The following is a 21,269-nucleotide window of genomic DNA, read 5'->3' on the forward strand; positions in this document are numbered from 1 at the left end:
AGGACAACGCGATAGAGCACCTGGGACAATTACCCGCAGTGTGTTGGGTCAGGGTGGTTGATGTCAATCTGCCGCGATTGGCTGCGATAATGTCAAATTGCCTCTATTCCTGGCCGCTTTCCTCACAACCCGAAGAACCACGGCACCATCACGACGGTAACCAGCATCACCAGCACGGTGAACGGCACGCCAATCTTGACGAAGTCAGCAAAGCGGTATTGCCCCGGCCCAAGCACCAGCGTGTTGACCGGCGATGACACCGGCGTCATGAATGCCGCCGACGCGGCCAGCGCGACGGTCATGGCGAACGGGTAGGGCGACATGCCCAGCTGCACTGCAGTGCTGACAGCCACCGGTGCCATCAGAACGGCGGTGGCGGTGTTGGAAATGAACAGCCCGATCACTGCGGTGACGGCGAACAGGCAGGCAAGAATGGCGCTGGGGCCGGCATCCCCCAGCACGTTCACCAGCCCACCCACCGCCAGGTCGATGCCGCCGGTTTTCTGCAGCGCCTGGGCGAAGGGCAGCATGCCCACGATCAGCACCAGGCTTTGCCAGTGGATGGCGCGGTAGGCACTGTTCATGTCGATGCAACGGCCTGCGCCCATCAGCAGGCAGCCGATCAGCGCTGCCATGACATTGGGTACGGCGCCGCTGACCATTAGCCCGACCATTACCGCCAGGCTAAGCAACGCTTGCGGTGCGCGGGTGCGGGCTGGTGCGACCAGGTCGATCTCGGCGGGAAGGCTCAGGACCAGGAAGTCTTTGGGCTTGCTCTGCAACTGGCGTACCGCCTTCCACGGGCCGACCACCAGCAGGGTGTCGCCAAGGCGCAGCTTTTCTTCCACCAGTTGCTCTTCGATAGCGGCCTGATCGCGGCGCAGGCCGACCACGTTAAGGCCATAGCGGGTGCGAAACGCCAGTTCGAGGATGCTCTTGCCGATCAACTGCGAGCCAGGTGGCAGCGAGACCTCAGCCATTCCCAAATCCTGGGATTGATCGATGAAGTAGGCGGCCTTGAAGTGCAGCGGCTCCAGTTGCATGGTTTGGCACAGGCTGCGCAGGTCGTCATGCTTGGCGAACAGGTCGAGCAGCAGCACGTCGCCCTGATGCAGTACGGTGCCCGAGTCGGCCGCGATCACGCGCGTGGTGAACTTGTGTTGGCGCTCGATACCGATCACGTTGGCGCCGTGTCTGGTGCGCAGTTTCAGCTCGCCAAGGTTGTGGCCGATCAGCGGCGACTGAGGGCGGATGCGCAGGCGTCGTTCACGGCCGTTGAGCTTGTAGTCCAGGACCAGGTCCAGCAAGGTGCGGCGGCTTTCCACCCGGCCGTCCTTGCGCACTTCACCGTTGAGCCAGTGGCGGGTCAGCAGCATGTACCCGATGCCCAGCACCAGCACCACCAGGCCAAACGGGGTAAAGCTAAAGAAGCTGAACCCTGCTTCGCCATGGCGGACCAGCTCGCTGTGCACCACCACGTTGGGCGGTGTGGCGACCAGGCTGAGCATGCCACTGATGAGGCCGGCAAAAGCCAGTGGCATCATCAGGCGGCTGGGTGAGAGCTGCAGGCGCGCAGCGATGCTCAGCACCACCGGGATAAAGATGGCCACCACGCCGGTGGAGCTCATTATCGATCCCAGCCCGGCCACCGCCACCATCAGCAGTACCAGCAGGCGCCCCTCGCTATTGCCGGCCCGCTCGCTCATCCATTCGCCGATGCGATAGGCAATGCCGGTGCGCACCAAGCCTTCACCAATCACGAACAGGGCGGCGATCAGCACCACGTTGGGGTCGCTGAACCCGGCCAGGGCCTGTTCCACGGTAAGGATGCCGAGTAGTGGCAGGGCGAGAATCACCAGCAGCGCGACCACGTCCATGCGTGGGCGGTTGATGACGAACAGGGTAATCACGATGGCCAGCAGGCCGAGGACCCAGAGCAACTCATGGTTCATGGGGAGGGGGTGTTCCTTCACACGGGGGCACGATAGACAGTAGCAGTCAGTGTGCCAGCTTGTCGTGAAGGGGGTGTTGATGTGCTGCAACAAAAAGGGCCGCTATGCGGCCCTCCGGTCACGGGGTCAGTGACGGTGGCGGTGGTGCTTCTTGCTGCCGCGGTTGTCGTCGCCCAGATGGTTGCCGAGGGCACCACCGGCCGCGCCGCCCAGGCCGGCACCCACGGTCGAACCGGTCTTGCCGCCTACTGCGCCGCCCAGCAGCGAGCCGCCGGCCGAGCCCAGGCCACCGCCGATGGCGGCTTCGGTACGGTTGCCCTTGCGCGCACCGACAGCGCTGCCGGCTGCGCCGCCAACGCCGGCACCGATGGCTGCGCCGGTCTTGCCGCCGAGCTGTTGACCAACAACGTTGCCCAGGACACCCCCCAGGCCACCGCCAATGGCGGCAGTACCGTCACCGGCGAAAGCGCCCTGGCACAGCAGCAGGCCGAGGGCAAGGGAAGGCAGAGTCAGACGCATGATACGAACCTCAAAGGAATCATCAGGATAAGTTGCCGCGCAACGGGCGGCAGGTCAGGGCTGAAAGGACGCTTCAGCGGTAGTAGCGGTCACCGCGGTATTGCCGATCGTCATCGTCGTCGCGGTCATGGCGGTGGTGGTGGCGATGGTCACGGTCACGATCGCGGTCACGCCAGCCGTCGTCATCATGGTAGCGATGGCTATGGCAACCTGCGGTCAGCAGAACAACAGCAACCAGAGAAAGGCTTGCAAGACGCGTGAGCACGATATAGGTCCTTGATCCGCATAGGTTTACGGGGCACCTTTTAAGACTGGGGCCGATCGATTTGGTTTCCTGGGCGGGCAAAAAAATTGTGCTTCAAGTGATCAGCGCCAAGGCGTCCGTCTGAAAGAACGGGCGGTGGCGCTGACCGGCATTGATCGTTCCAAGCGTACCAACACGTTCTGGCCATGCTTGGCCGGCGGCGAAGTGCTGTGCAATGGGGCGCCTTGGCCGGGGCGTGTCGAATCAGGATGCCGGTTGAATCGCCAGCACCACGCCATTGGTGATCTGCACCAGCACGTAATGCTTGCCCATGCGCACCCAGTGGCTTTCCTTTTCCGGGTCGGGCAGGCCTTTGGCTTTCCAGTCCTTGACGGCCTGGTCATCGCGTTTGTACTGGTCCGGGGCCTTGTCGCCGACGTTCAGTTCACGGTTGTGGGTTTCGGGGGCGGTGATGCTTTCTTCGCTCGAGGGGGCGGCGCTGACGCTCAGGGGCAGGCAAGGCAGGGCGGCGAGTAGCAGGTAGTGCAGTTTCATGATGCGTTCCTCGTGATGGCATGTTTTATCTGCGACAGCGGCAAGTGCGTGGCAATTCACTCGGGATGCCTGCCAGTGCTAGAGTCGCCTTCTTTTTCGCGACCCCGAGGATGGAACATGCGTGCGATTCTGCCGTTGGCTGCGGTGCTGATGCTGGCCGGTTGTGCTTCTGCGACCATGGAAACGGCGCGTGGCGGCAAGCCGACTGCGCAGCTCGACTCGCACAAGGCGCCAGAGCTGGTGGCCCAGTGCATCCAGTTCAGCTGGCAGGAAGAGAAGGTGTTCGGTGATGACGCCAGCGGCTACCTGGAACCGCGCAAGCAGGGCGGGTTCACCGTGTTTACCCGTGAGGCCGAAGCGTTCGTGGACGTTTACCCGCAGTCGGGCGGGACGCGTGTGGATTACTACGCGAAGCAGAACGACGGCGTGGCCCTGCAGCGCCGAGCGGCTGCTGCAACCTGCCTGTAACGGCTGGCGCTATCGCCGCTCCTGTAAGGGCCCGTGCATTCAGGGTACTGAGCAAGGCAGTTGTTGCCACAGCAGAGGCGCGCGGGCTTTACAATTTTTATCAAGTCAGTTGTGTCTCAGGGCGCGGGGTGACGGCTAGCATAAGGTGCTTCCACGCAAGGACGACACCATGGACCGTTCACTGCAACTCAACCGTATAAGCTGGGATGAGCGTGCCCCGTTGCACGCCGCTTCAAAGGACTACGAGGTCGAGCGCCTGGTCCAGCAACACGGGCACTTGTCCGAAACCGTACGCTTCGACCTGCCATTGCTCGGTGACATCGACGGGCTTGATACGGTCCACTTGCAGTGCCACATCGGCACCGACACCCTGTCGCTGGCGCGCCTTGGCGCCAAGGTTTGCGGCCTGGATTATTCCAAGGCTTCGCTGGCCGAGGCACGGGCATTGGCCGAGCGATGCGCGCTGCCCATCCAGTATGTCGAGTCTGACGTCTATGCCGCCGACAAGGTACTGCCGGCGGGTACGTTCGACCTGGTCTACACCGGTATTGGCGCGCTCTGCTGGTTGCCCCGCATCGAGCCATGGGCACGCACCGTCGCAGCACTGCTGAAACCGGGCGGGCGGCTGTTCCTGCGCGACGGGCATCCGATGCTGATGGCTGTCAACGAAGATCATCAGGACCGCCTGCAGCTCGAATATCCGTATTTCGAGCACGAAGCGCCGACGGTGTGGCACACCGACCAGACCTACGTCGAAACCGATCAGCGCCTGGCCCACACCGAAACCCATGAATGGAACCACGGCCTGGGAGAAGTGATCACTGCCTTGTTGGCCCAGGGCCTGCAGCTGACAGCGCTGGTCGAGCACCAGAGCATCCCCTGGGAGGCGCTGCCGGGGCAGATGGTCAAGGGCGAAGACGGCGAATATCGCCTGCGCGAGCAGCCTGCACGCCTGCCCCTGAGTTACACCTTGGTCGCCGTCAAAGCCTGATCAGGACAGGAAGCCACCGTCGACATTGAGCGTGGTGCCGGTGGTGTAGCTGGAGGCATCGCTGGCCAGGTACAGCACCGCGCCCGCCATTTCCTTGGGGTCGGCCACGCGCTTGAGCGGGATCTGTTGCAAGGCGGCATTGAGGATGGCTTCGTTCTTCACCAATGCCGAAGCGAACTTGGTGTCGGTCAGCCCCGGCAGTAGCGCGTTGCAGCGAATACCAAAGGGTGCACACTCTTTGGCGAACACCTTGGTCATGTTGATGACCGCCGCCTTGGTCACCGAATAGATGCCTTGGAACAGCCCAGGTGAAACACCGTTGATCGACGCCACGTTGATGATGCTGCCGCCGCCGTTCTCGCGCATCAGCTTGCCAGCCTCCACCGACATGAAGAAGTAACCACGGATGTTCACGTCCACGGTCTTCTGGAACGCCCCTGGGTCGGTGTCCAGCACATTGCAGAATTGCGGGTTGGTGGCGGCGTTGTTGACCAGCACGTCCAGTCGCCCGAACTGTTCGCGAATGCCAGCGAACACCTGCTGAATCTGTTCCAGCTCACCAATGTGGCAGGCCACAGCCGTGGCCTTGCCGCCGGCGGCAATGATGGCGTCGGCCACCTGCTGGCACCCATCAAGCTTGCGGCTGGAAACGATCACATGGGCCCCTTGCTGCGCGAGCAAGTGGGCGATGGCCTCGCCGATGCCTCGGCTGGCGCCGGAAACAAAGGCAATCTTGTCGTCGAGGTCGAACAGGTGGGTCTTGGACATGCTGTTTTCCTTGTTATCCGTCGTCGTGGGCTGTGCTCAGAGGCTGGACTTGGAAATGACCTGCAAGGTCATTTGTTCCAGCAAGCGGTTCATGTGAATGAACTGGGCGAAACGCTTGTCCTGGGTCTGGCCGTGGTAGTAGCGGTAGTAGATCTGCTGAACGATCCCTGCCAGGCGGAACAGGCCATAGCAATAGTAGTAATCGAAGTTGTCCAGGCGGATGCCGGCGCGCTCGGCGTAGTAATCGACGAACTGGCGACGGCTGAGCATGCCCGGCGCGTTGCTTGGCTGGCGGCGCATCAACTGCACTGGCGCCGGGTCGCCGGCTTCGATCCAGTAGGCCAGGCAGTTGCCCAGGTCCATGAGTGGGTCGCCCAGGGTGGCCATTTCCCAGTCCAGCACACCGATGATGCGCATGGGGTTATCCGCGTCCAGGATGACGTTGTCGAACCGGTAGTCGTTGTGCACGATGCTAGGGCGCGGGTGGTCGGCGGGCATTTTTTCGTGCAGCCAGGCGGTTACCGTTTCCCAGCGTGGCGCATCCGGTGTCAGGGCTTTTTCATAACGGCTGGTCCAGCCCTCGATCTGGCGCTGCACGTAGCCTTCCGGCTTGCCCAGGTCGGCCAGGCCGCAGGCGGTGTAGTCCACCTGGTGCAGCTCGACCAGGCGGTCGATGAAGCTTTTGCACAGGGCTTCGGTCCGGCTGGCGTCCAGGTTCAGTTCGGCCGGGATGTCCGAGCGCAGGATGATGCCCTTGACCCGTTCCATCACATAGAACTCGCCGCCGATCAGGCCGGTGTCGGTGCAGTGTGCGTAGGCCTTGGGGCAGTAGGGGAAGCCGCTGTTGAGCTGGTTGAGGATGCGGAACTCGCGGCCCATGTCGTGGGCCGACTTGGCCTTTTGACCGAAGGGGGGGCGGCGCAGCACGAAGTCGCGGCCCGGGTAGCTGACCAGGTAGGTGAGGTTGGAAGCGCCGCCAGGAAACTGGCTGATGCTCGGCAGGCCGTGCAGGCCGGGGATATTGGCTTTGAAGTAAGGGTCGATGACGGCCGCGTCGAGTTCTTCGCCGGGGCGTACCTGGGTGGACTGGTCGGTGAGCGTCATGCGTCTTCCTTATTCTCGATAGCAAGTACTATTGGGTAATTTAATGGTCCGCCAGGATTGGAACAATCGTCCCATGTGCCAAATAGGTGAGGGTGTTGCTGGTGGATCACTGCACCGAATGCAGGGCAAAAAAAACCGAAGCCGTCAGGCTTCGGTTTTTCGATCATCCGGTATTCCCAGCCCTCAGGACGGGAACAGCTCGCTGAGTTTCATCGACAGCATCATGTCGCCCTCAACCCGCAGCTTGCCGCCCATGAAGGCCTGCATGCCGTCGGTTTCGCCGCTGACGATACCTTTCAGGGTTTCGGCGTCCATCACCAGGGTGCAGTTGGCATCCGGGTTCTCGCCTTCCTGCAGGTCGCAGGTGCCGTCCTTGACGATCAGCGCGTAGTGCTTGTCTTCGTCGGTGATGTTGAAGCCGAACACCAGGTCCAGGCCGGCGGCAGCGGATGGGTTGAATTTCTCTTGCATCTTTTTGACGGCATCAGCTACGGAGGTCATGGCGCATTCCTTATAGAGTGATTTACACGTCCCCGCAGGGACACAACAAGCCGGGCTTATCGGTAAGTGACAAGCTCCGGCGCCCTCAACAGCTGCACATGGGCCTGGCTGTTGAAGGAGGCCAGTGCCACGTCGCGGCCGCGAAACTTCAGCTGGCTGAGCGACGTGTTGATGATCTGCCAGTTCAGCGCGAACGCCTGGCTGGGGGTAATACCGGTAACCAGGTGGAGCAGGGCGGCAATGGTGCCACCCGAGGTGAAGATAGCAACATGATCGCCGCTGCCGGCGGTATCCAGCACGCGTTGCAGCCCACCTTGTACGCGGGATGTAAACGAACGCCAGGTTTCCAGGCCATTATCGGCATGCTCGCCATCGTGCCAGCGTTGCACCATCAACGCGAACAGACGCTGAAACTCGCTGCGGTGCTGCGCAGCATTGCGCAGCACATGCAGGGCATCGGGCTCTTCGGGCAGCAAGTCGGGCAACAGGGCGCGGATCACACCGTCGGCATCGAACTCATTGAATGCGGCGTCGGTCTCAACCGCCGGCACCGGGCAGCCGTTGGCGTGCAGCGCCTGCAGCGCCAGCCGCGCGGTATCCTGCTGGCGGCGCAGGTCGCCAGCCACGCAGCGGTCCAGCCGCACGCCCAACTGGGCCAGGTGCTCACCCAGGGCCTGGCTCTGGCGCACGCCCACGGGCGAGAGGACGTCGTAGTCATCGGCACCGAAGGAGGCTTGGCCATGTCGAATCAGGTAGAGATTGCCCACGAAAGGTTCCGGCCTGTTGGAGGTTGCTGCGAGGTTAGGATGCGGCTCACGGGCTGTCAACGAAAAAACATACAAGCGTTTGAAAAGGTTGTTTGAAAGGTGTTGCCAGCGTTTACACCGGCTGGCAGCACCACAGACGCAACGGTATGCTTGCAACAGTGACGCGCCGTAGTGGCGCAGGTATTTAAGGAGTCAACGTGGAGTTTCTTGCCGAATACGCAAGCTTTCTCGCCAAAACCGCCACCCTGGTCATCGCCATATTGGTGGTGCTGTCGGCGATCGCCGGGCTGCGTGGCAAAGGTCGGCGCAAATCGGGCGGGCAATTACAGGTCACCCGGCTGAACGATTTTTACAAGGACCTGCGTGAGCGCCTGGAGTCCGGCTTGCTCGACAAGGCTCAGCTCAAGGCCCTGCGCAAGCAGCAGGCCAAGGCGGAAAAACAGCAGAAGAAGGGCAAGGCCGAGGACAAGAGCCGGGTATTCGTACTGGACTTCGATGGCGACATCAAAGCCTCGGCCACCGAAAGCCTGCGCAACGAAATCACCGCGCTGCTGACGCTCGCCACCGCGCGTGACGAAGTGGTACTGCGCCTGGAAAGCGGCGGTGGCCTGGTGCACAGTTACGGCTTGGCTGCTTCGCAACTGGCGCGTATTCGCCAGGCGGGCATCCCGTTGACCGTGTGTATTGACAAGGTGGCTGCCAGCGGTGGGTACATGATGGCCTGCATCGGCGAGAAGATCGTCAGTGCCCCATTCGCCGTACTGGGGTCTATTGGCGTGGTGGCGCAGTTGCCCAACGTCAACCGCCTGCTGAAAAAGCACGACATCGACTTCGAAGTGCTGACTGCTGGCGAATACAAGCGCACCCTGACCGTCTTTGGCGAAAACACCGAGAAGGGCCGGGAGAAGTTCCAGGAAGACCTGGACATCACTCACCAGTTGTTCAAGGATTTCGTCTCCCGCTATCGTCCGCAGTTGCACATCGATGAAGTGGCCACTGGCGAAGTCTGGCTGGGCGTGGCCGCCTTGAATCGCAAGCTGGTGGACGAGCTGCAGACCAGTGACGAGTACCTGAGCGAGCGCGCACGCAACGCCAACCTGTTCCACCTGCACTATGCCGAACGCAAGAGCCTGCAGGAGCGTATTGGCATGGCCGCCAGCGGTACCGTGGAGAACGCGGTGGTAGGCTTGTGGAGTAAACTCAGCCGCCTGCGCTAACACCTTGAACCCGTTGAAATTTTTTTTCGTTCAGGGGGTTGCAAGGTTAAAGGAATGAAGACATAATGGCGCCCATCGAAACGCAGCAAACTTTGAAAAAGGTTCAGCGTTTCAAGGAGATAGCAAAGCGCAAGCAGCTAGATCCGACCTTTGAGGCCGAGTAGCAAAGTGGTTATGCTCCGGATTGCAAATCCGTCTACGCCGGTTCGATTCCGACCTCGGCCTCCACCATTCGAAAGCCCCGCAGCCATTGAGGTTGCGGGGCTTTTTTAATGCCTGCGTTTTTCAAATTTGGGACACCTTGGCGCTGGTGAAAAGCTTAGGCTTCGGGGGCTTCACGCCCTGCCTGTTCACGCAGAACAGACCGTTGCGAGCGATATTGACCTCCCTTACGGCGAAACTCTCGCCCAAGGTGTAGGCCTTGGACGGAATCGTTATGGCTGATCCTCAGGCCGTGAAGTGATATCCGACCTGCGCCGCCCGGGCGGCTTCCTCGGTGCGGAACATAAGCCGTGTTTTGCTGGTGCTGCCCCAGCTGTCGTATTCGACGTGGACCCACCCGGCGCCGAACTCTCGGTACGGCTCGCCAAGGATCTTCGTGATGTAGCAGTCGATAAGGTTCATGGGCATAGCTCCCGCGGGACGCTCACTGTTTCGCTGCGGGCGTGGTACATGGCCGCTCGGGTTGCAGCTTCTGCCCGGGTATCGCCGGGCTTGCGGTCAAGTGGGTGACCTGACACGCAGGCCAGCCAGGGCCAGCTGCTGCCTCGGTCAATCCAGATGCTGTGCTTTTGGATGAGATACTCGCCGGTCGCGCCGTCGATGGCCTGGCCACCGATCGGCAGTTGCAGTTGGCCGGCCGGCGGCGGGATAGGGCCGTCGACCATTTCGACAGCCCAGAGCAACGCCTTTCCGGCCAGGTCGCAGGTGGGAACTTTGATCATGCTGGAAATTTGATCAGCTTCTTGGGCACCTGGACGATATCGCCGAGCTCAAACGCCGACCAGAGATACCGTGCTTATCAGTTGTTGAAAGCGCTCGATAAATTGCCTGCTGCATTGATGAATCGAGTGGCCTACAGCCACGGGGGTAAGATTTGCTGGGAGGAGGATCTCGAAGCTCAGCGTAAAATGAGAATTCGAGGACCGATATATTGGGGCTGGGCCGACCCAAAGCTTCACCATCGTACCCATGGCGAAATTCTCGACGACGGCACCCTGATTGATGTTCATGTCAGATTGTCCCGCACAGGCCTACGCAGATGTTCATCGGCGTCTATGCGCCGGCTGGAAGTGCTGAAGAGGCCTTTGGCGGGGCGATGACTGGGGCGTTGGGCGTGCTCACGTGCTCGCCACTGAGGGGGCTGCAACGGAAAAGCTCTCAGCCTGCTCGAAATAGAGGGGAGAGGATTACAGCTATGCGGAGTACAAGCGTGCTCCACATGAATCGAACGGATTTGGAATTGCAAGTGACCTGCTCGATTTGATGTCATAGTGAAGGCATAGGGACATCGGCACGTATTTTCGAGCCAGCCCTTCAGGACTCGTCCAAATGCTAAGCGACGATGATTTTTGCTATATGGCTCGTCGGCCTCTCCTTGTGTTGGAAGCCTGTAATTCAAGGCTAATGCGCCTAGTTTCTGCAGGCGGTATCTGCGGCGTCATCTGGGATGATTCTGTGGTCTACCAAGCGAAAACGCATGAAGCCTGGATTCATTTTTGAGCCAGAGATCTCAGCGTCTGCTACCAGTGTGATCCGGAATCTCGGATGGAACTGCGATTTTCAGCGGTGACTCTCCGTTCCTGCAGGGTGCATTAAAGCGGGAGCTGACACCTGTTGAGGCGCTCGCTTTGCATAAGGTAATGCATGTCCTTTTTGTCGAGGTGCTTCAGTCGTCCTTAAATCAGAGTCGTCGGATGACGATCACGGTTCCTGGTCCTATAGCTATTTAATAGCTGGCTGGGAATTTTTTCATGCCCCGTCCGTATACCCACAGTGATGAAATCAAAAAATGACTGGGTGCTCAAGAAAAAAGGCCTGTGTCGATATTTTCTTAATCAGAAAACTTGGAGCCTTTTATGTTCAACCGCAATCTTAAAAAAACGCTGCAAGAGCAGAACGCGGAGCTGCTACTGCTGCGTCAGCAAGTCGAGCAAATGGACAGAGGGATGCTCTCCATGAGACTTGATGCACAGTTTCGTATCTGCTCATTTAACCGACTTTTCTCAGAGACTTTGGGGTATTCCGACGAGCGCCTGTATGGTCGCCCGCTCTCTGAAATCGTTCCGCCTTACGTTAAAGAACTACCTTGCTTTCACGCCTTTAACCAAGCTGTAGCGCGATTTGAACCCGTAAATGACGAATATCGCTACCTTCGCGCTGACGGTACTCTTGCGTGGTTGAAAATCTATTGGTTCCCCATTCGAGATCAAGAGGGCAGCCTCGCCTATGTTCAGGGTTACGGAAGTGAGATAACTCGTACCGTGGAGCAGGCGAAGGAAAATGAGGCTCTCATCCAGGCGCTGGTTCGCTCCACTGCCGTCATTGAATTCAACTTGGATGGAACTGTAATCACAGCTAACAAGCAGTTTCTCGAGGCCATGGGGTACTCATTAAGCCAGATTGTTGGCAAACATCATCGTTTGTTTTGCCCCGTTGAAGAGGCTGCATCTCCCCAGTATGAAAATTTCTGGAAGACGCTCAATCGTGGCGAGTACGTCGCGGATCGTTTCAAACGAGTCGATGCCCGTGGTAGCGATATCTGGCTCGAGGCTACCTACAATCCTGTGCATGTCACTGAGGGCAGGCTGTCTAAAGTTGTAAAGTTTGCGAGCGTTGTTACGGACCAGGTCGCACGTGAGCAAGAGGTCAAGGATGCAGCTGGAGTTGCATTTGATATATCCCAGCAAACTGATTCGAGCGCAGGGCGGGGTGCGGTGGTAGTGACGCGTACAGTCGACACCATGCGCAGTATTGCTGAACAAATGAAAGCGGCAACCGAGAGCATTGAGGCGCTTGGCAAACAGTCTGCGTTGATTAGTTCTATTGTTCAAACCATTGGCGGTATTGCTTCACAAACAAATCTATTAGCACTAAATGCCGCTATTGAAGCTGCGCGTGCTGGTGAGCAAGGTCGAGGTTTCGCTGTGGTTGCTGATGAGGTGCGCAAACTGGCTGGTCACACCAGCTCGGCTACCGAGGAAATCGTTAGCGTTGTCCACCAGAACCAGGCGCTTGCTGATCAAGCTGTTAGCGAAATATTCAGCAGCCGAGCAAAAGCTGAGCAAGGCCTAGTACTCGCTAACGAAGCTGGTACCGTTATCTTGGAAATTCAAAACGGCGCTAAACAAGTGGTCGGGGCGGTTGGTCGCTTTGCGAATGGGGTGAGGTAGTTTTCCGTCAAAGGATTCGTGTCGAAAATTGCTCAAGCCAGCTAGTGTCGGTATATCACACTGGTCACTTGGTGCGCTCTGTATCGATTTTCTGTGGGCATGTGGAGATCTCTAGCTGGCCAGGTGCCAGCTGCATGGGTTAGGCACCTCCAGCTCGCGGGCGACCAGTAGGGTGGCCGTGCTGTCTTTACCGCCGATCATGCTGACGATGTTGTATCCGGCCATCGTGTAGTTCTTGCGTGCAGGCGCCGCCCTTGCCGGGAACGCGTTATCGTTGAATTAGAGGTGATATGCTTCGCCGCTTACCAAACAGGGAGGGTGGTAATGAAACTGCGGGAGAGGCACAAGGCGTTTCAGGAATGGTTCACGCCGAGGCGGCGTAGGCGAGCGGGCGGAACCTTACTCGCCATCTGGGCTGTCGGCATCTTCATCTACCCTGGCCAGCACTGGATCTATGTATTGACGCCAGGAGTCATGTGGTTCTTCAGCGCTTGGCCGCCCGAGTTTCACGACAAGCGTTGAGTCTTTGGCGGGGCTGCTGAATAGCCGATTGTCCGATTCAGCTCACAGATGAGTCAGACGAATTTGCGTAAAACTGCACGTTCGCTATGGTGGCAATAAACCACCTGACTACAACTAAAGTCGTAGGAGCGTCTCATGAGAATACGCGGTGATGTTTTCTGGGCCTGGGCTGACCCGACGCTTCATCACCGAACTCACGACGAGACGCTCGACGATGGGACATACATTGATGTTCAGACGCGGCTGTCGCGGACAGGCAAAACGCAGATGTTCATCGGGGTGTACGCCCCTGGTGGCATGGCTATCCTTGAAGAGGCCTTCGATTCTCGCCCTGGCGAGTCGATGACCAGGGCGCTGGCGTGGGGCGTTGGCCGGGCCCGACGGGTCGCCACTGAAGGTGCACCTGCCGCAGGCTTTATGGCTGCCTCGAAATAGCGGCTAGGCGCGCAGCGCCGGAGGTCAAGCGGCGACCTATTGTCATCAGCGAAGACACCGTGCATGAAACCTCTGCGTCTCCAGACTTCCAGCAATCCGGCAGGGAGGCTTCATCGGCCTGGCCCGTTATCCTCGCTGGCCAGCGCCTTCTCTTTTGGACTTTTTCATCAAGTAGTCGCTGACATAGCGCACCGTGTTTTCCAAGGCCTGCGTCATGTCGGGATGGGTAAACGCGTACTTGCGCTCCAATTGCCTGCTGTTTCCCATGTCGAAGCGCTGTGTCTGAATAAAGTTCAATGACTCGGCGCTGATCGCCAGGCGGGTCGCCAGTCCCGGAATTGTCAATATCGACCTGAGCAACCCTATGGGTATATGGCGGCGGGGTGCCTTGACCTTTAGCGTGTCTGCGATCTGCACAAGCATTCCCTGCAAGTTTGGTGTTCGCTCATACAGCGCCAGAACTTGCCGGTTGGCCATGGCGGGGTCGAACGCCACGCAAGTTATCATGTTCACCAGATAATCGACGCTGACCAATGGCAACCAGTGATTGGCGGAACCGGGAATAGCTTTAAATCGGCCTTGTGCCAGATTGCGAATGAGTTCGGCAAGCGGTTGTCCGTCCAGGATATGCCCGTTCTCGCTGTGGCCGCACACCGTAGCAGGGTGAACAATCGTGTAATCCGCATCCGCGTCTTGCATATAGCGGATGACTGCAAAATGGGACTCGAGTTTGCTGCCTTCGTAGCCGCCTACCCGGGCGTAGACCGCGGGCCAGTTTGTGTTTTCAGGGCACTGAACATCAACCCCGATACGGGCAAGGTGGTTGAGGTTTTGCAGCATGAAGCCGCCTACCATGAGCAATCGGATGCGCTGGCTGGCCGCAAGCCTGGCCACGCTCAGAGCACCTTGGACATTGACTGTGCGGGCGCGCTCCGGTGTCAGCCCCCAGGAAAATGCCGCCGCGAGATGGAAAAATACAGCGGCCGAAGTGACGCGTTCTTTGTCTGCTTCGCTGAGGCCAAGCCCCTCCTGGCTGATATCGCCTTCAACGGCATGGAGATACTCCGGGTTACCCCCCAGTTGGCCTACCTGCTCCTTGAGGCGTTCGATGTTGCCGGGGCTGCGCATCAGCACCCAGGTCTTGTGCCCTTGCGCAGTAAGAGCGGCCAGCAAATGTTGCCCCACAAAGCCGCTGCCGCCGGTGACAAAGCATTCCACACTCATGTTTGAACCCTTGTTTGGATAATGGGCGCAGGCTAAGGTGTAGAGCCTGCTCTACAGTCAAGGATTTTTAACGTGAATATTGGAGAGTTGGAGCGCCGGAGTGGGCTCAGCCGCCATGCATTGCGCTATTACGAACAGCTCGGGCTGATCGAGCCACACCGACAAGCCAACAACTATCGCAGTTACAGTGAACAGACCGTAGCTGACTTGGCCTTCATACAGAGCGCCCAGGGCGGGGGCTTTTCACTTGCTGAGATTAGGGACATTCTTGTGGCCAGGCGGGGTAACACGATCGATTGCGCGCAAGGCGCCGTCTTGGTCGCCGCCAAGATGGCCGAGATTCAAACGAAGATCACCACGCTACAGGCCGCTTATGTTTTTCTGGACGCGGAGCGTGCCAAGCTTGAAGCCAGTGCTATTGCCAATGGGCAGATAATGCCTTGAAGTCCTGTCAGTGACTATTTTCGATCGAGCGTCAGCCTTCAGGTAAGGTGACACCGCAGATAAATTCATGCGTCCCCAAGCGGTGTGAGCCGAATTCCACCACGTAGCCGTCTCCTCTGCGCTGTGCCTCTGCCATCGCCGTTTTCCGGTCAGCATAAACGTCGACGAAATGCCATGGATGTCGGTCTCTCAGGACCCCCCATCCGATGACCCAGCCTTCCCGCGAAGGGTCTGGTGGCAGGTGCTTCGCCAAACTTCGAATGGACATACCGATCTCCTCATATGCACAGGCTCGCCATTGCAGGTTGAGCACTTTTCTTGAACCACACCTCGCGGGCGTCGGTCTTCAGCATGAAGGATGAGTGATATTTCCAGGTTTGCTCATCAAATATTGAAATGTTCGCAGTCTAGGGTTGGGTTCAAGCCAATTCCACCATCGAGGGAGTCAGGAAATGGATTATTCCAGCATGGTTGAATCGTTGGACAAGATGCTGAAGGCAACGGCTGCAGGCAAGGCCTGCCTCCAGCCGTCAGATACAGAGCTTCACCCATACCTCCGTAGCCATTCGTCCGCGACGTCACCCATGGTTGATGGGGTACCCCTCTTGATCCAAAGCATGAGTCCACGGTCGAACTTGAATGCCGCGCCGCACTCGCTGAGCAGAAACTGACGAACCTTCTGCGTGTTGCGGTAATGCTTGTCCAGAGGAGTCGTACGGCTAATCGGCCCGGCGTGCCAGTCGACGGTCATGGTCTGTTCCTTTGACAATTGAGAAGGCAAAAAGCCCGTAGAGGGTCATCTACGGGCTTTGCTGTGGTTCCACACGACCTGGCTCGGCCTGTCAGCCTTCGAACTGTATCACCATCCGGCCTTTGATCTTGCCCTCCAGCATCTCGTCAAAGATCTGGTTGATATCCTCGATCGGTCGCAGCGTTACCTTGGGCACCACTTTGCCTTCAGCGGCAAACTGGAAGGCTTCCTGCAGGTCCTGGCGTGTACCTACCAGCGAGCCCACCACTTCGATCCCATCAAGCACCAGACGGGGAATATTCAGGTCCATGGACTCCGACGGAAGCCCGACGGCCACCAGTCGCCCGCCAGCGCGCAAGGCATCGACAGCCGAGTTGAACGCGCCTTTGGCAACGGCAGTAACGACGGCAGCATGTGCACCGCCGGTTTTGGCCTGGATGACCTTCGCGGCATCTTCGTTGAGCGGGTTGACGACCAGGTCCGCGCCCATCTCGCTGGCGAAGCGCAGTTGCTCTTCGTTGACGTCGATGGCGATGACTTTGGCGTTGAACACATTCTTGGCATATTGCAGGGCCAGGTTGCCCAGGCCGCCGAGACCGTAGATGGCGACCCATTGGCCGGGGCGGACGTTGGAGATCTTCACTGCCTTGTAGGTCGTGACGCCGGCGCAGGTGATGCTGCTGGCGGCAGCGGAGTCGAGGCCGTCGGGCACTTTAACCGAGTAGTCGGCCTTGACGATGCAGGCCTCGGCCATGCCGCCGTCCACGGTGTAACCGGAATTCTTCACGTCGCGGCACAGGGTCTCGTTGCCGCTGTTGCAGTATTCGCAATGTCCGCAACCCTGGTAGAACCAGGCAACGCTGGCACGGTCGCCTGGCTTGAGCGAGGTGACGCCCGGGCCAACTTCCTGAACCACGCCAATACCTTCGTGGCCCAGTACTACACCGGTCTTGTCACCAAAGTCGCCATTTTTCACGTGCAGGTCGGTGTGGCACACACCGCAGCACTGCATCTTCAGTAGCGCTTCGCCGTGCTCGAGAGGGCGCAGGGTTTTCTCTACCACGTCCACGCGACGGCCTGGTGCAACGACAGCAGCTTTCATGAGAGCCTCCGTGTCTATTCGATATGAGCTTGGGTTATCGCTGGGACAGCATAGACCTTGCCTGGCCAGGCAAAACTGCTTCAGGTCATGGTCATGGTGGACGCTTGCGCAAAATACCGACGGATCCCTGACTGGCATTTGCGGAAAAAAGAAAAGCCCGCGGCAATGATGCGGCGGGCTGCAAGAACGTACGGAGCAGGGTCAGTGTGCTCATTCGGATGTCGGCATTTCGTGAAGGTCAGGTCATGGGGGTGTCATCATCTGCACCGAAGTACGCAGGGCCATAAAAAAAGCCCGCCATAAAGGCGGGCGAAAGACGTTTGAAGGGAGAGCCTGCAGGTTGCGCCGTGCCAGTTAACCCAGGATTAAGCGACAACACATTGACCCAGCATCCTGATCAGCCTATACAGGCCTGCCATTATCCCAGGAGCCAGCATGCGCGACGAAGACGACCTGCACGAACCCGAGCACGATCACCTGCTTGACCACGAATTTCTCTACGACGACGTGGAGCCCGAGGCAGATGCCCAAGGCGCCGAGGATGAAGTGGAGGAAGACGAGGAAACGCTGGATGACCTCGATGACGAAGAGCGCGATCACCCAGCCTGGTTCGACGACTGCGACGACTGACTCAGCGACCATCCACCGAGAACCGCCCGGGCCCGCTTACCGCCAGCAACAGCAGGCCACCCATGATGCTGAGGTTTTTCAGAAACTGAGTCATGTTGGCGCTGCGTTCGGGGTCGACCATGTTCCAGAATGGGTGGCCCAGCAGCGCCGTGCCCAGTACGAACAGCGCAAAAAGAAAGGCCAATGGCCGCGTGTAGAAACCGAGGATCAACAGGATTGCGACGACGAACTCCATGATGACGGCAATCCCTGCTGCCAGCATCGGGGCAGGGGCGCCGAGCGAGGTCATGTAGCCTACCGTGCCATCGAAGCCGGTCAGCTTGGCCCAGCCAGACAAGACGAAGAGGACCATCAGCAGTACGCGGGCGATCAGGATAATGATGTCGCGTTGACCATCGAACAGGGAGTAGCGCATGGCGGCGTTCCAGTGGACGGGGACAAGCTCCACTTTAGCAGCTGCGCCAGACATTGCTGTCAGGCAGCAAAAAGGCGCCGCAGGGGCGCCTTTTCAACGAAGTTTGGTGCGAGTGGCGGGACTCGAACCCGCAAGGCTCACGCCGACAGATTTTAAGTCTGCTGTGTATACCAATTCCACCACACTCGCACGTTTGAAGGGGTCGCAACGACCAGCTCGCTTCTAAGCAGAAGGGCTTCGCAATCAAGCGCGCTTTATAACCCATTGTTATAGTTGAGTCAACTGCAGCACCTATGATCAACAGATAGAAGAGGCGATCGAACGGGCAATTGACACCTTACTGTCGTTACGCCACTGTTGCCCATGGTTGGATCCAAGCGTGTTCCGCAATGACTTGGGGCCGAGTTGGCGAAGGTGTGGTGCGTCCACGGTTATTCTGGCGGCTGTTGTTCGCGCAGGTGCTCGTGTTGGCCTCTGCCGGCGGTGGTATGATCATGCGGCTCAGCCTGTGATTGCTGAAAGAGGCCATGCCGCGGCGCATCAGCCCGGCGCTGGCCGAGCCGGAACGCTGACAGCCTGTAGTCGTTCAGCTGTCTACTGGCAGACACTCCAGGCTACGTTCATTTTCTCCCTCCTGCTGTGCCAGTGGAGTTTGCATGGTTTCAGCCGACTGCCTCGACGCTTCCCTCATGCCCGCCCATCGTTATGAACAGCTGGTTCAGTCGGTGGTGGATTATGCCATCTACATGCTCGACCCTTCCGGCCATGTGGTGTCTTGGAACGCCGGCGCGCAACGGATCAAGGGTTACCGTAGGGATGAAGTGATCGGCAAGCATTTTTCGTTGTTCTTCACCCCACAGGATTGTGCGCAGGGCCGCCCCGAGTGCCTGCTGCGTCAGGCGCTGGAGCAGGGTGTGGCGCAGGACGAAGGCTGGCGGGTGCGCAAGGACGGCTCGCAGTTCTGGGCCCTGGCGGCATTGGATGTGATCCGTGATGAAAATGGCCAGATCATTGGCCTGGCCAAAGTCACACGCGATATCACTGACCGTCGCGAGTCGGCGCTGCAGCTCGACGCAGTGCGCGCCCAGCTGTTCCAGGCGCAGAAGCTTGAAGCCCTCGGCCAGTTGACCGGTGGTCTGGCGCACGACTTCAACAACATGTTGACCATCATCATCAGCTCCGCGCGCCTGGCGCTGGCCACCCAGGACCCGGCACGCACCCAGCGCATGTTGCAGCACATCCTCGATGCCAGCCAGCGTGGCACCGAACTGACCCAGCAACTGCTCAGCTTTGCCCGTCACCGCAAGCTCGATGTGGCCAGCGTTGCCCCGGCAGACTTGGTTAACGCTACGCGTGGCCTGCTTGAGCATGCATTGCCAGGCTCGATTGACTTGAACGTATTGCTGCAACCGGACCTGCCGCGGATCGAGGTGGATGCCGGGCAACTGCAGATGGTGTTGCTCAACCTGTTGTTCAATGCCCGTGATGCCATCGACGGGCATGGCCGCATCAGCCTGACTGTCGATGTGGTCGAGCTGTTCGGCGAAGTTGAAGGGCTGAAGGGCAGCTTCGTGCGCTTCGAGGTGGAAGACACCGGCGCAGGCATACCCACAGAGATACTGCCGCGTATCTTCGAGCCGTTTTTCACCACCAAGCCTTTCGGCAAGGGTACCGGCCTGGGGCTGAGCCAGGTCTATGGGTTCGCCCGGCAAAGTGGTGGTGCCATTTGTGTCGACAGCGAGCCTGGCCGGGGAACTTGCATGCGACTGTACTTGCCAATGTATCAGGACCAGACGGATAGCCCACTCGACAGGTAGACATCATGGCACAGGCACTGAAGCGGCTGGTAACGGGGATCGACGGGCTCGACGCGTTGCTCAAGGGTGGCCTGATAGCTGGCGCCTCCTACATTATCCAGGGGCCGCCGGGGGCCGGTAAGACCATCCTCGCCAATCAGCTGGCCTGCGGCCATGTGCGTGGCGGTGGTCGGGTGCTGGTGGCCACCTTGCTGAGCGAGTCGCATGAACGCTTGTTCCAGTACCTGTCCACGCTGGACTTCTTCGACCCGGCGCTGGTCGGTGACAAGATCCAGTTCGTCAGCGCCTTTGATACCCTCGAGCAGGACGGGCTGGATGCGGTGGTGCGCTTGCTGCGCCAGGAAATTGCCCGGCAACAGGCCAGCCTGCTGATCGTCGACGGTGTGCTCAATGCCCGGGTACGCGCGGAAACCGCGCTGGACACCAAGAAGTTCGTTTCTGAGCTGCAGGGGCATGCGGCCTTCGCCGGTTGCACCGTACTGTTGCTGACCAGTGCCCGGCTGGACGAGGGCAGCCCGGAACACACCATGGTCGATGGCGTGATCGAACTGGGTGAGCAACTGGTGGGCAGCCGCGCCGTGCGCCACGTCCAGTTGCGCAAGACCCGCGGCAGTGGTGCGTTGTCGGGGCGTCACGAATGCCTTATCGATGAGTCCGGCATGCAGGTCTATCCTCGCCTGGAAGCGTTGTTCAGCCACCCTAGCCAGTTGGGCAGCGGTACCTTGGCGCGTATCAGCAGCGGTGTACCCACCTTCGATGAAATGCTTGGTGGTGGCTTGGCCACCGGGTCAGTCAGCCTGTTGATGGGGCCTTCGGGGATTGGCAAGACGTCATTGGGCCTGGCCTTTCTGGGTGCCAGCACGCCGCAGGCGCCGGGGTTGCATTTCGGTTTTTACGAAACGCCCGAACGCCTGCGCAGCAAGGCCGCTTCGCTCGGCTACGATTTTGCCGCGATGGAGCAGGGCGGTAGCTTGCAGCTGTGCTGGCAGCCGACCACCGAGGGCTTGCTGGACCAGGTTGGCGCGCGGCTACTGGAGCGTGTAGCGGCGCAGGGCAGCAAGCGCGTGGTAATCGACAGCCTCGGCGCATTCAGCCGCCTGGCTATTGACCCGACGCGGCTAAATGCGTTTTTCCGCGCCCTGGCGGGTGAGTTGCGCGCGCGCGATGTCAGCGTGATGCTGACCTGGGAGATGCGCGACATCTTCGGCGCGGAAATCAGCGCCCCCGCGCCGGACCTGTCGAGTATCGTCGACAACCTTATGCTGATGCGCTTTGTCGAACTGGACTCGCAACTGCGGCGCATGCTGTCGGTCCTCAAGGTGCGTGACAGCCACCATGACCCGGCCTTGCACGAGCTGCTGATCGGGCCGCAAGGCATTACCTTGCGCAAGGCATTCGAAGGTGCCTGCGGTGTGCTTTCGGGAACGCCGACGCCGCAGGGGAGCGGGTGA

The 21,269-nt window shown here is 59.4% G+C and carries 24 protein-coding genes, 2 tRNA genes and 3 pseudogenes; 12 read left to right on the plus strand and 17 right to left on the minus strand.

The window, feature by feature from the left end:
- Positions 1–122: 122 nt before the first annotated feature.
- The 4 genes from LMH93_RS09900 to LMH93_RS09915 form a co-directional block, all read right to left on the minus strand.
- Entirely contained in the window at positions 123–1,952 is a 1,830-nt protein-coding gene (locus LMH93_RS09900) for an SLC13 family permease (protein ID WP_230065106.1), read from the minus strand.
- Between the two features lie 126 nt (positions 1,953–2,078).
- Positions 2,079–2,471: a glycine zipper domain-containing protein gene (locus tag LMH93_RS09905; protein WP_003251091.1), complete on the minus strand. Its 393-nt coding sequence runs from the start codon at positions 2,469–2,471 to the stop codon at positions 2,079–2,081.
- A gap of 73 nt (positions 2,472–2,544) precedes the next feature.
- The gene (locus tag LMH93_RS09910; protein WP_080580367.1) at positions 2,545–2,736 is read right to left on the minus strand and encodes a hypothetical protein; all 192 of its coding nucleotides are present in this window, start codon (positions 2,734–2,736) and stop codon (positions 2,545–2,547) included.
- A gap of 243 nt (positions 2,737–2,979) precedes the next feature.
- Positions 2,980–3,270 (minus strand): RcnB family protein, encoded by a 291-nt coding sequence (locus LMH93_RS09915; RefSeq protein WP_019750959.1) that lies wholly within the window; start codon positions 3,268–3,270, stop codon positions 2,980–2,982.
- Between the two features lie 117 nt (positions 3,271–3,387).
- Between LMH93_RS09915 and LMH93_RS09920 the strand changes: the two genes are divergently transcribed.
- Positions 3,388–3,738, plus strand: coding sequence for a hypothetical protein (locus LMH93_RS09920; RefSeq protein WP_012051882.1), 351 nt, complete (start codon positions 3,388–3,390; stop codon positions 3,736–3,738).
- A 169-nt stretch (positions 3,739–3,907) separates the two neighbouring features.
- Complete coding sequence (locus LMH93_RS09925; protein WP_012051883.1) at positions 3,908–4,729, plus strand: class I SAM-dependent methyltransferase; 822 nt, start codon at positions 3,908–3,910, stop codon at positions 4,727–4,729.
- On the opposite strand, the gene LMH93_RS09930 is transcribed toward LMH93_RS09925, so the two are convergent.
- The 4 genes from LMH93_RS09930 to LMH93_RS09945 all read right to left on the minus strand — a co-directional run bounded on the left by LMH93_RS09930 (position 4,730) and on the right by LMH93_RS09945 (position 7,869).
- Positions 4,730–5,497, minus strand: coding sequence for an SDR family oxidoreductase (locus LMH93_RS09930; RefSeq protein WP_230065107.1), 768 nt, complete (start codon positions 5,495–5,497; stop codon positions 4,730–4,732).
- Positions 5,498–5,533: 36 nt separating this feature from the next.
- Entirely contained in the window at positions 5,534–6,601 is a 1,068-nt protein-coding gene (locus LMH93_RS09935; RefSeq protein WP_014859700.1) for a phosphotransferase family protein, read from the minus strand.
- Between the two features lie 183 nt (positions 6,602–6,784).
- Positions 6,785–7,102, minus strand: coding sequence for an SCP2 sterol-binding domain-containing protein (locus tag LMH93_RS09940; RefSeq protein ID WP_003251077.1), 318 nt, complete (start codon positions 7,100–7,102; stop codon positions 6,785–6,787).
- Between the two features lie 56 nt (positions 7,103–7,158).
- Positions 7,159–7,869 (minus strand): histidine phosphatase family protein, encoded by a 711-nt coding sequence (locus tag LMH93_RS09945; RefSeq protein WP_003251075.1) that lies wholly within the window; start codon positions 7,867–7,869, stop codon positions 7,159–7,161.
- A gap of 197 nt (positions 7,870–8,066) precedes the next feature.
- Between LMH93_RS09945 and sohB the strand changes: the two genes are divergently transcribed.
- Positions 8,067–9,086: a protease SohB gene (sohB, locus tag LMH93_RS09950; RefSeq protein ID WP_004577258.1), complete on the plus strand. Its 1,020-nt coding sequence runs from the start codon at positions 8,067–8,069 to the stop codon at positions 9,084–9,086.
- 154 nt (positions 9,087–9,240) lie between these two features.
- A tRNA-Cys gene (locus LMH93_RS09955) sits at positions 9,241–9,314 on the plus strand.
- Positions 9,315–9,533: 219 nt separating this feature from the next.
- Here the strand turns inward: LMH93_RS09955 and LMH93_RS09960 are convergent.
- From LMH93_RS09960 to LMH93_RS09970, 3 genes are read right to left on the minus strand one after another with little or no spacing between them, the layout of a single operon-like run.
- Complete coding sequence (locus LMH93_RS09960; protein ID WP_004577257.1) at positions 9,534–9,710, minus strand: hypothetical protein; 177 nt, start codon at positions 9,708–9,710, stop codon at positions 9,534–9,536.
- Positions 9,707–10,030: a hypothetical protein gene (locus LMH93_RS09965; protein WP_004577256.1), complete on the minus strand. Its 324-nt coding sequence runs from the start codon at positions 10,028–10,030 to the stop codon at positions 9,707–9,709. Before LMH93_RS09965 ends, LMH93_RS09960 begins: the two co-directional genes overlap by 4 nt.
- 48 nt (positions 10,031–10,078) lie before the next feature.
- Complete coding sequence (locus LMH93_RS09970) at positions 10,079–10,318, minus strand: hypothetical protein (RefSeq protein ID WP_230065389.1); 240 nt, start codon at positions 10,316–10,318, stop codon at positions 10,079–10,081.
- On the opposite strand from LMH93_RS09970, the pseudogene LMH93_RS09975 reads away from it, so the two are divergent.
- The 4 genes and pseudogenes from LMH93_RS09975 (at position 10,217) to LMH93_RS09985 (ending at position 13,435) form a co-directional block, all read left to right on the plus strand.
- A pseudogene (locus tag LMH93_RS09975) lies at positions 10,217–10,484 on the plus strand (hypothetical protein). The gene LMH93_RS09970 and the pseudogene LMH93_RS09975 overlap by 102 nt on opposite strands.
- A gap of 680 nt (positions 10,485–11,164) precedes the next feature.
- A pseudogene (locus LMH93_RS29850) lies at positions 11,165–11,941 on the plus strand (PAS domain-containing protein); the annotation flags it as partial.
- A 99-nt stretch (positions 11,942–12,040) separates the two neighbouring features.
- Positions 12,041–12,478, plus strand: a pseudogene (locus LMH93_RS29855) (methyl-accepting chemotaxis protein); the annotation flags it as partial.
- A gap of 657 nt (positions 12,479–13,135) precedes the next feature.
- Complete coding sequence (locus LMH93_RS09985) at positions 13,136–13,435, plus strand: hypothetical protein (RefSeq protein WP_003250941.1); 300 nt, start codon at positions 13,136–13,138, stop codon at positions 13,433–13,435.
- Positions 13,436–13,561: 126 nt separating this feature from the next.
- Here LMH93_RS09985 and LMH93_RS09990 read toward each other — a convergent pair whose 3' ends face one another.
- Positions 13,562–14,659 (minus strand): SDR family oxidoreductase, encoded by a 1,098-nt coding sequence (locus LMH93_RS09990; RefSeq protein ID WP_230065108.1) that lies wholly within the window; start codon positions 14,657–14,659, stop codon positions 13,562–13,564.
- Between the two features lie 72 nt (positions 14,660–14,731).
- Here LMH93_RS09990 and LMH93_RS09995 point away from each other — a divergent pair, with 72 nt between their 5' ends.
- Positions 14,732–15,103, plus strand: a complete 372-nt coding sequence (locus LMH93_RS09995; RefSeq protein WP_003250937.1) for a MerR family transcriptional regulator — start codon at positions 14,732–14,734, stop codon at positions 15,101–15,103.
- 31 nt (positions 15,104–15,134) lie between these two features.
- Here LMH93_RS09995 and LMH93_RS10000 read toward each other — a convergent pair whose 3' ends face one another.
- From LMH93_RS10000 to adhP, 3 genes are all read right to left on the minus strand, one after another.
- Positions 15,135–15,371, minus strand: a complete 237-nt coding sequence (locus LMH93_RS10000) for a hypothetical protein (RefSeq protein WP_230065109.1) — start codon at positions 15,369–15,371, stop codon at positions 15,135–15,137.
- 276 nt (positions 15,372–15,647) lie between these two features.
- Positions 15,648–15,854, minus strand: a complete 207-nt coding sequence (locus LMH93_RS10005) for a DUF6434 domain-containing protein (protein ID WP_230065110.1) — start codon at positions 15,852–15,854, stop codon at positions 15,648–15,650.
- Between the two features lie 91 nt (positions 15,855–15,945).
- Positions 15,946–16,956, minus strand: coding sequence for an alcohol dehydrogenase AdhP (gene adhP, locus LMH93_RS10010; RefSeq protein WP_003250933.1), 1,011 nt, complete (start codon positions 16,954–16,956; stop codon positions 15,946–15,948).
- 435 nt (positions 16,957–17,391) lie between these two features.
- Here adhP and LMH93_RS10015 point away from each other — a divergent pair, with 435 nt between their 5' ends.
- Positions 17,392–17,586 carry a hypothetical protein gene (locus LMH93_RS10015; protein ID WP_003250932.1) on the plus strand — a complete coding sequence of 65 codons (195 nt, stop codon included), beginning with the start codon at positions 17,392–17,394 and terminating at the stop codon, positions 17,584–17,586.
- Between the two features lies 1 nt (position 17,587).
- On the opposite strand, the gene LMH93_RS10020 is transcribed toward LMH93_RS10015, so the two are convergent.
- Both LMH93_RS10020 and LMH93_RS10025 read right to left on the minus strand, forming a co-directional pair.
- Positions 17,588–18,001, minus strand: a complete 414-nt coding sequence (locus LMH93_RS10020; RefSeq protein ID WP_003250931.1) for a DoxX family protein — start codon at positions 17,999–18,001, stop codon at positions 17,588–17,590.
- 104 nt (positions 18,002–18,105) lie between these two features.
- A tRNA-Leu gene (locus LMH93_RS10025) sits at positions 18,106–18,190 on the minus strand.
- 467 nt (positions 18,191–18,657) lie between these two features.
- Here LMH93_RS10025 and LMH93_RS10030 point away from each other — a divergent pair.
- Positions 18,658–19,818 carry a two-component system sensor histidine kinase NtrB gene (locus LMH93_RS10030; protein WP_004576582.1) on the plus strand — a complete coding sequence of 387 codons (1,161 nt, stop codon included), beginning with the start codon at positions 18,658–18,660 and terminating at the stop codon, positions 19,816–19,818.
- Between the two features lie 5 nt (positions 19,819–19,823).
- Positions 19,824–21,269, plus strand: a complete 1,446-nt coding sequence (locus LMH93_RS10035) for an ATPase domain-containing protein (RefSeq protein WP_230065111.1) — start codon at positions 19,824–19,826, stop codon at positions 21,267–21,269.

This window comes from Pseudomonas sp. CIP-10 (genome assembly GCF_020911845.1).
GTDB classification, from domain to species: Bacteria; Pseudomonadota; Gammaproteobacteria; order Pseudomonadales; family Pseudomonadaceae; genus Aquipseudomonas; species Aquipseudomonas alloputida.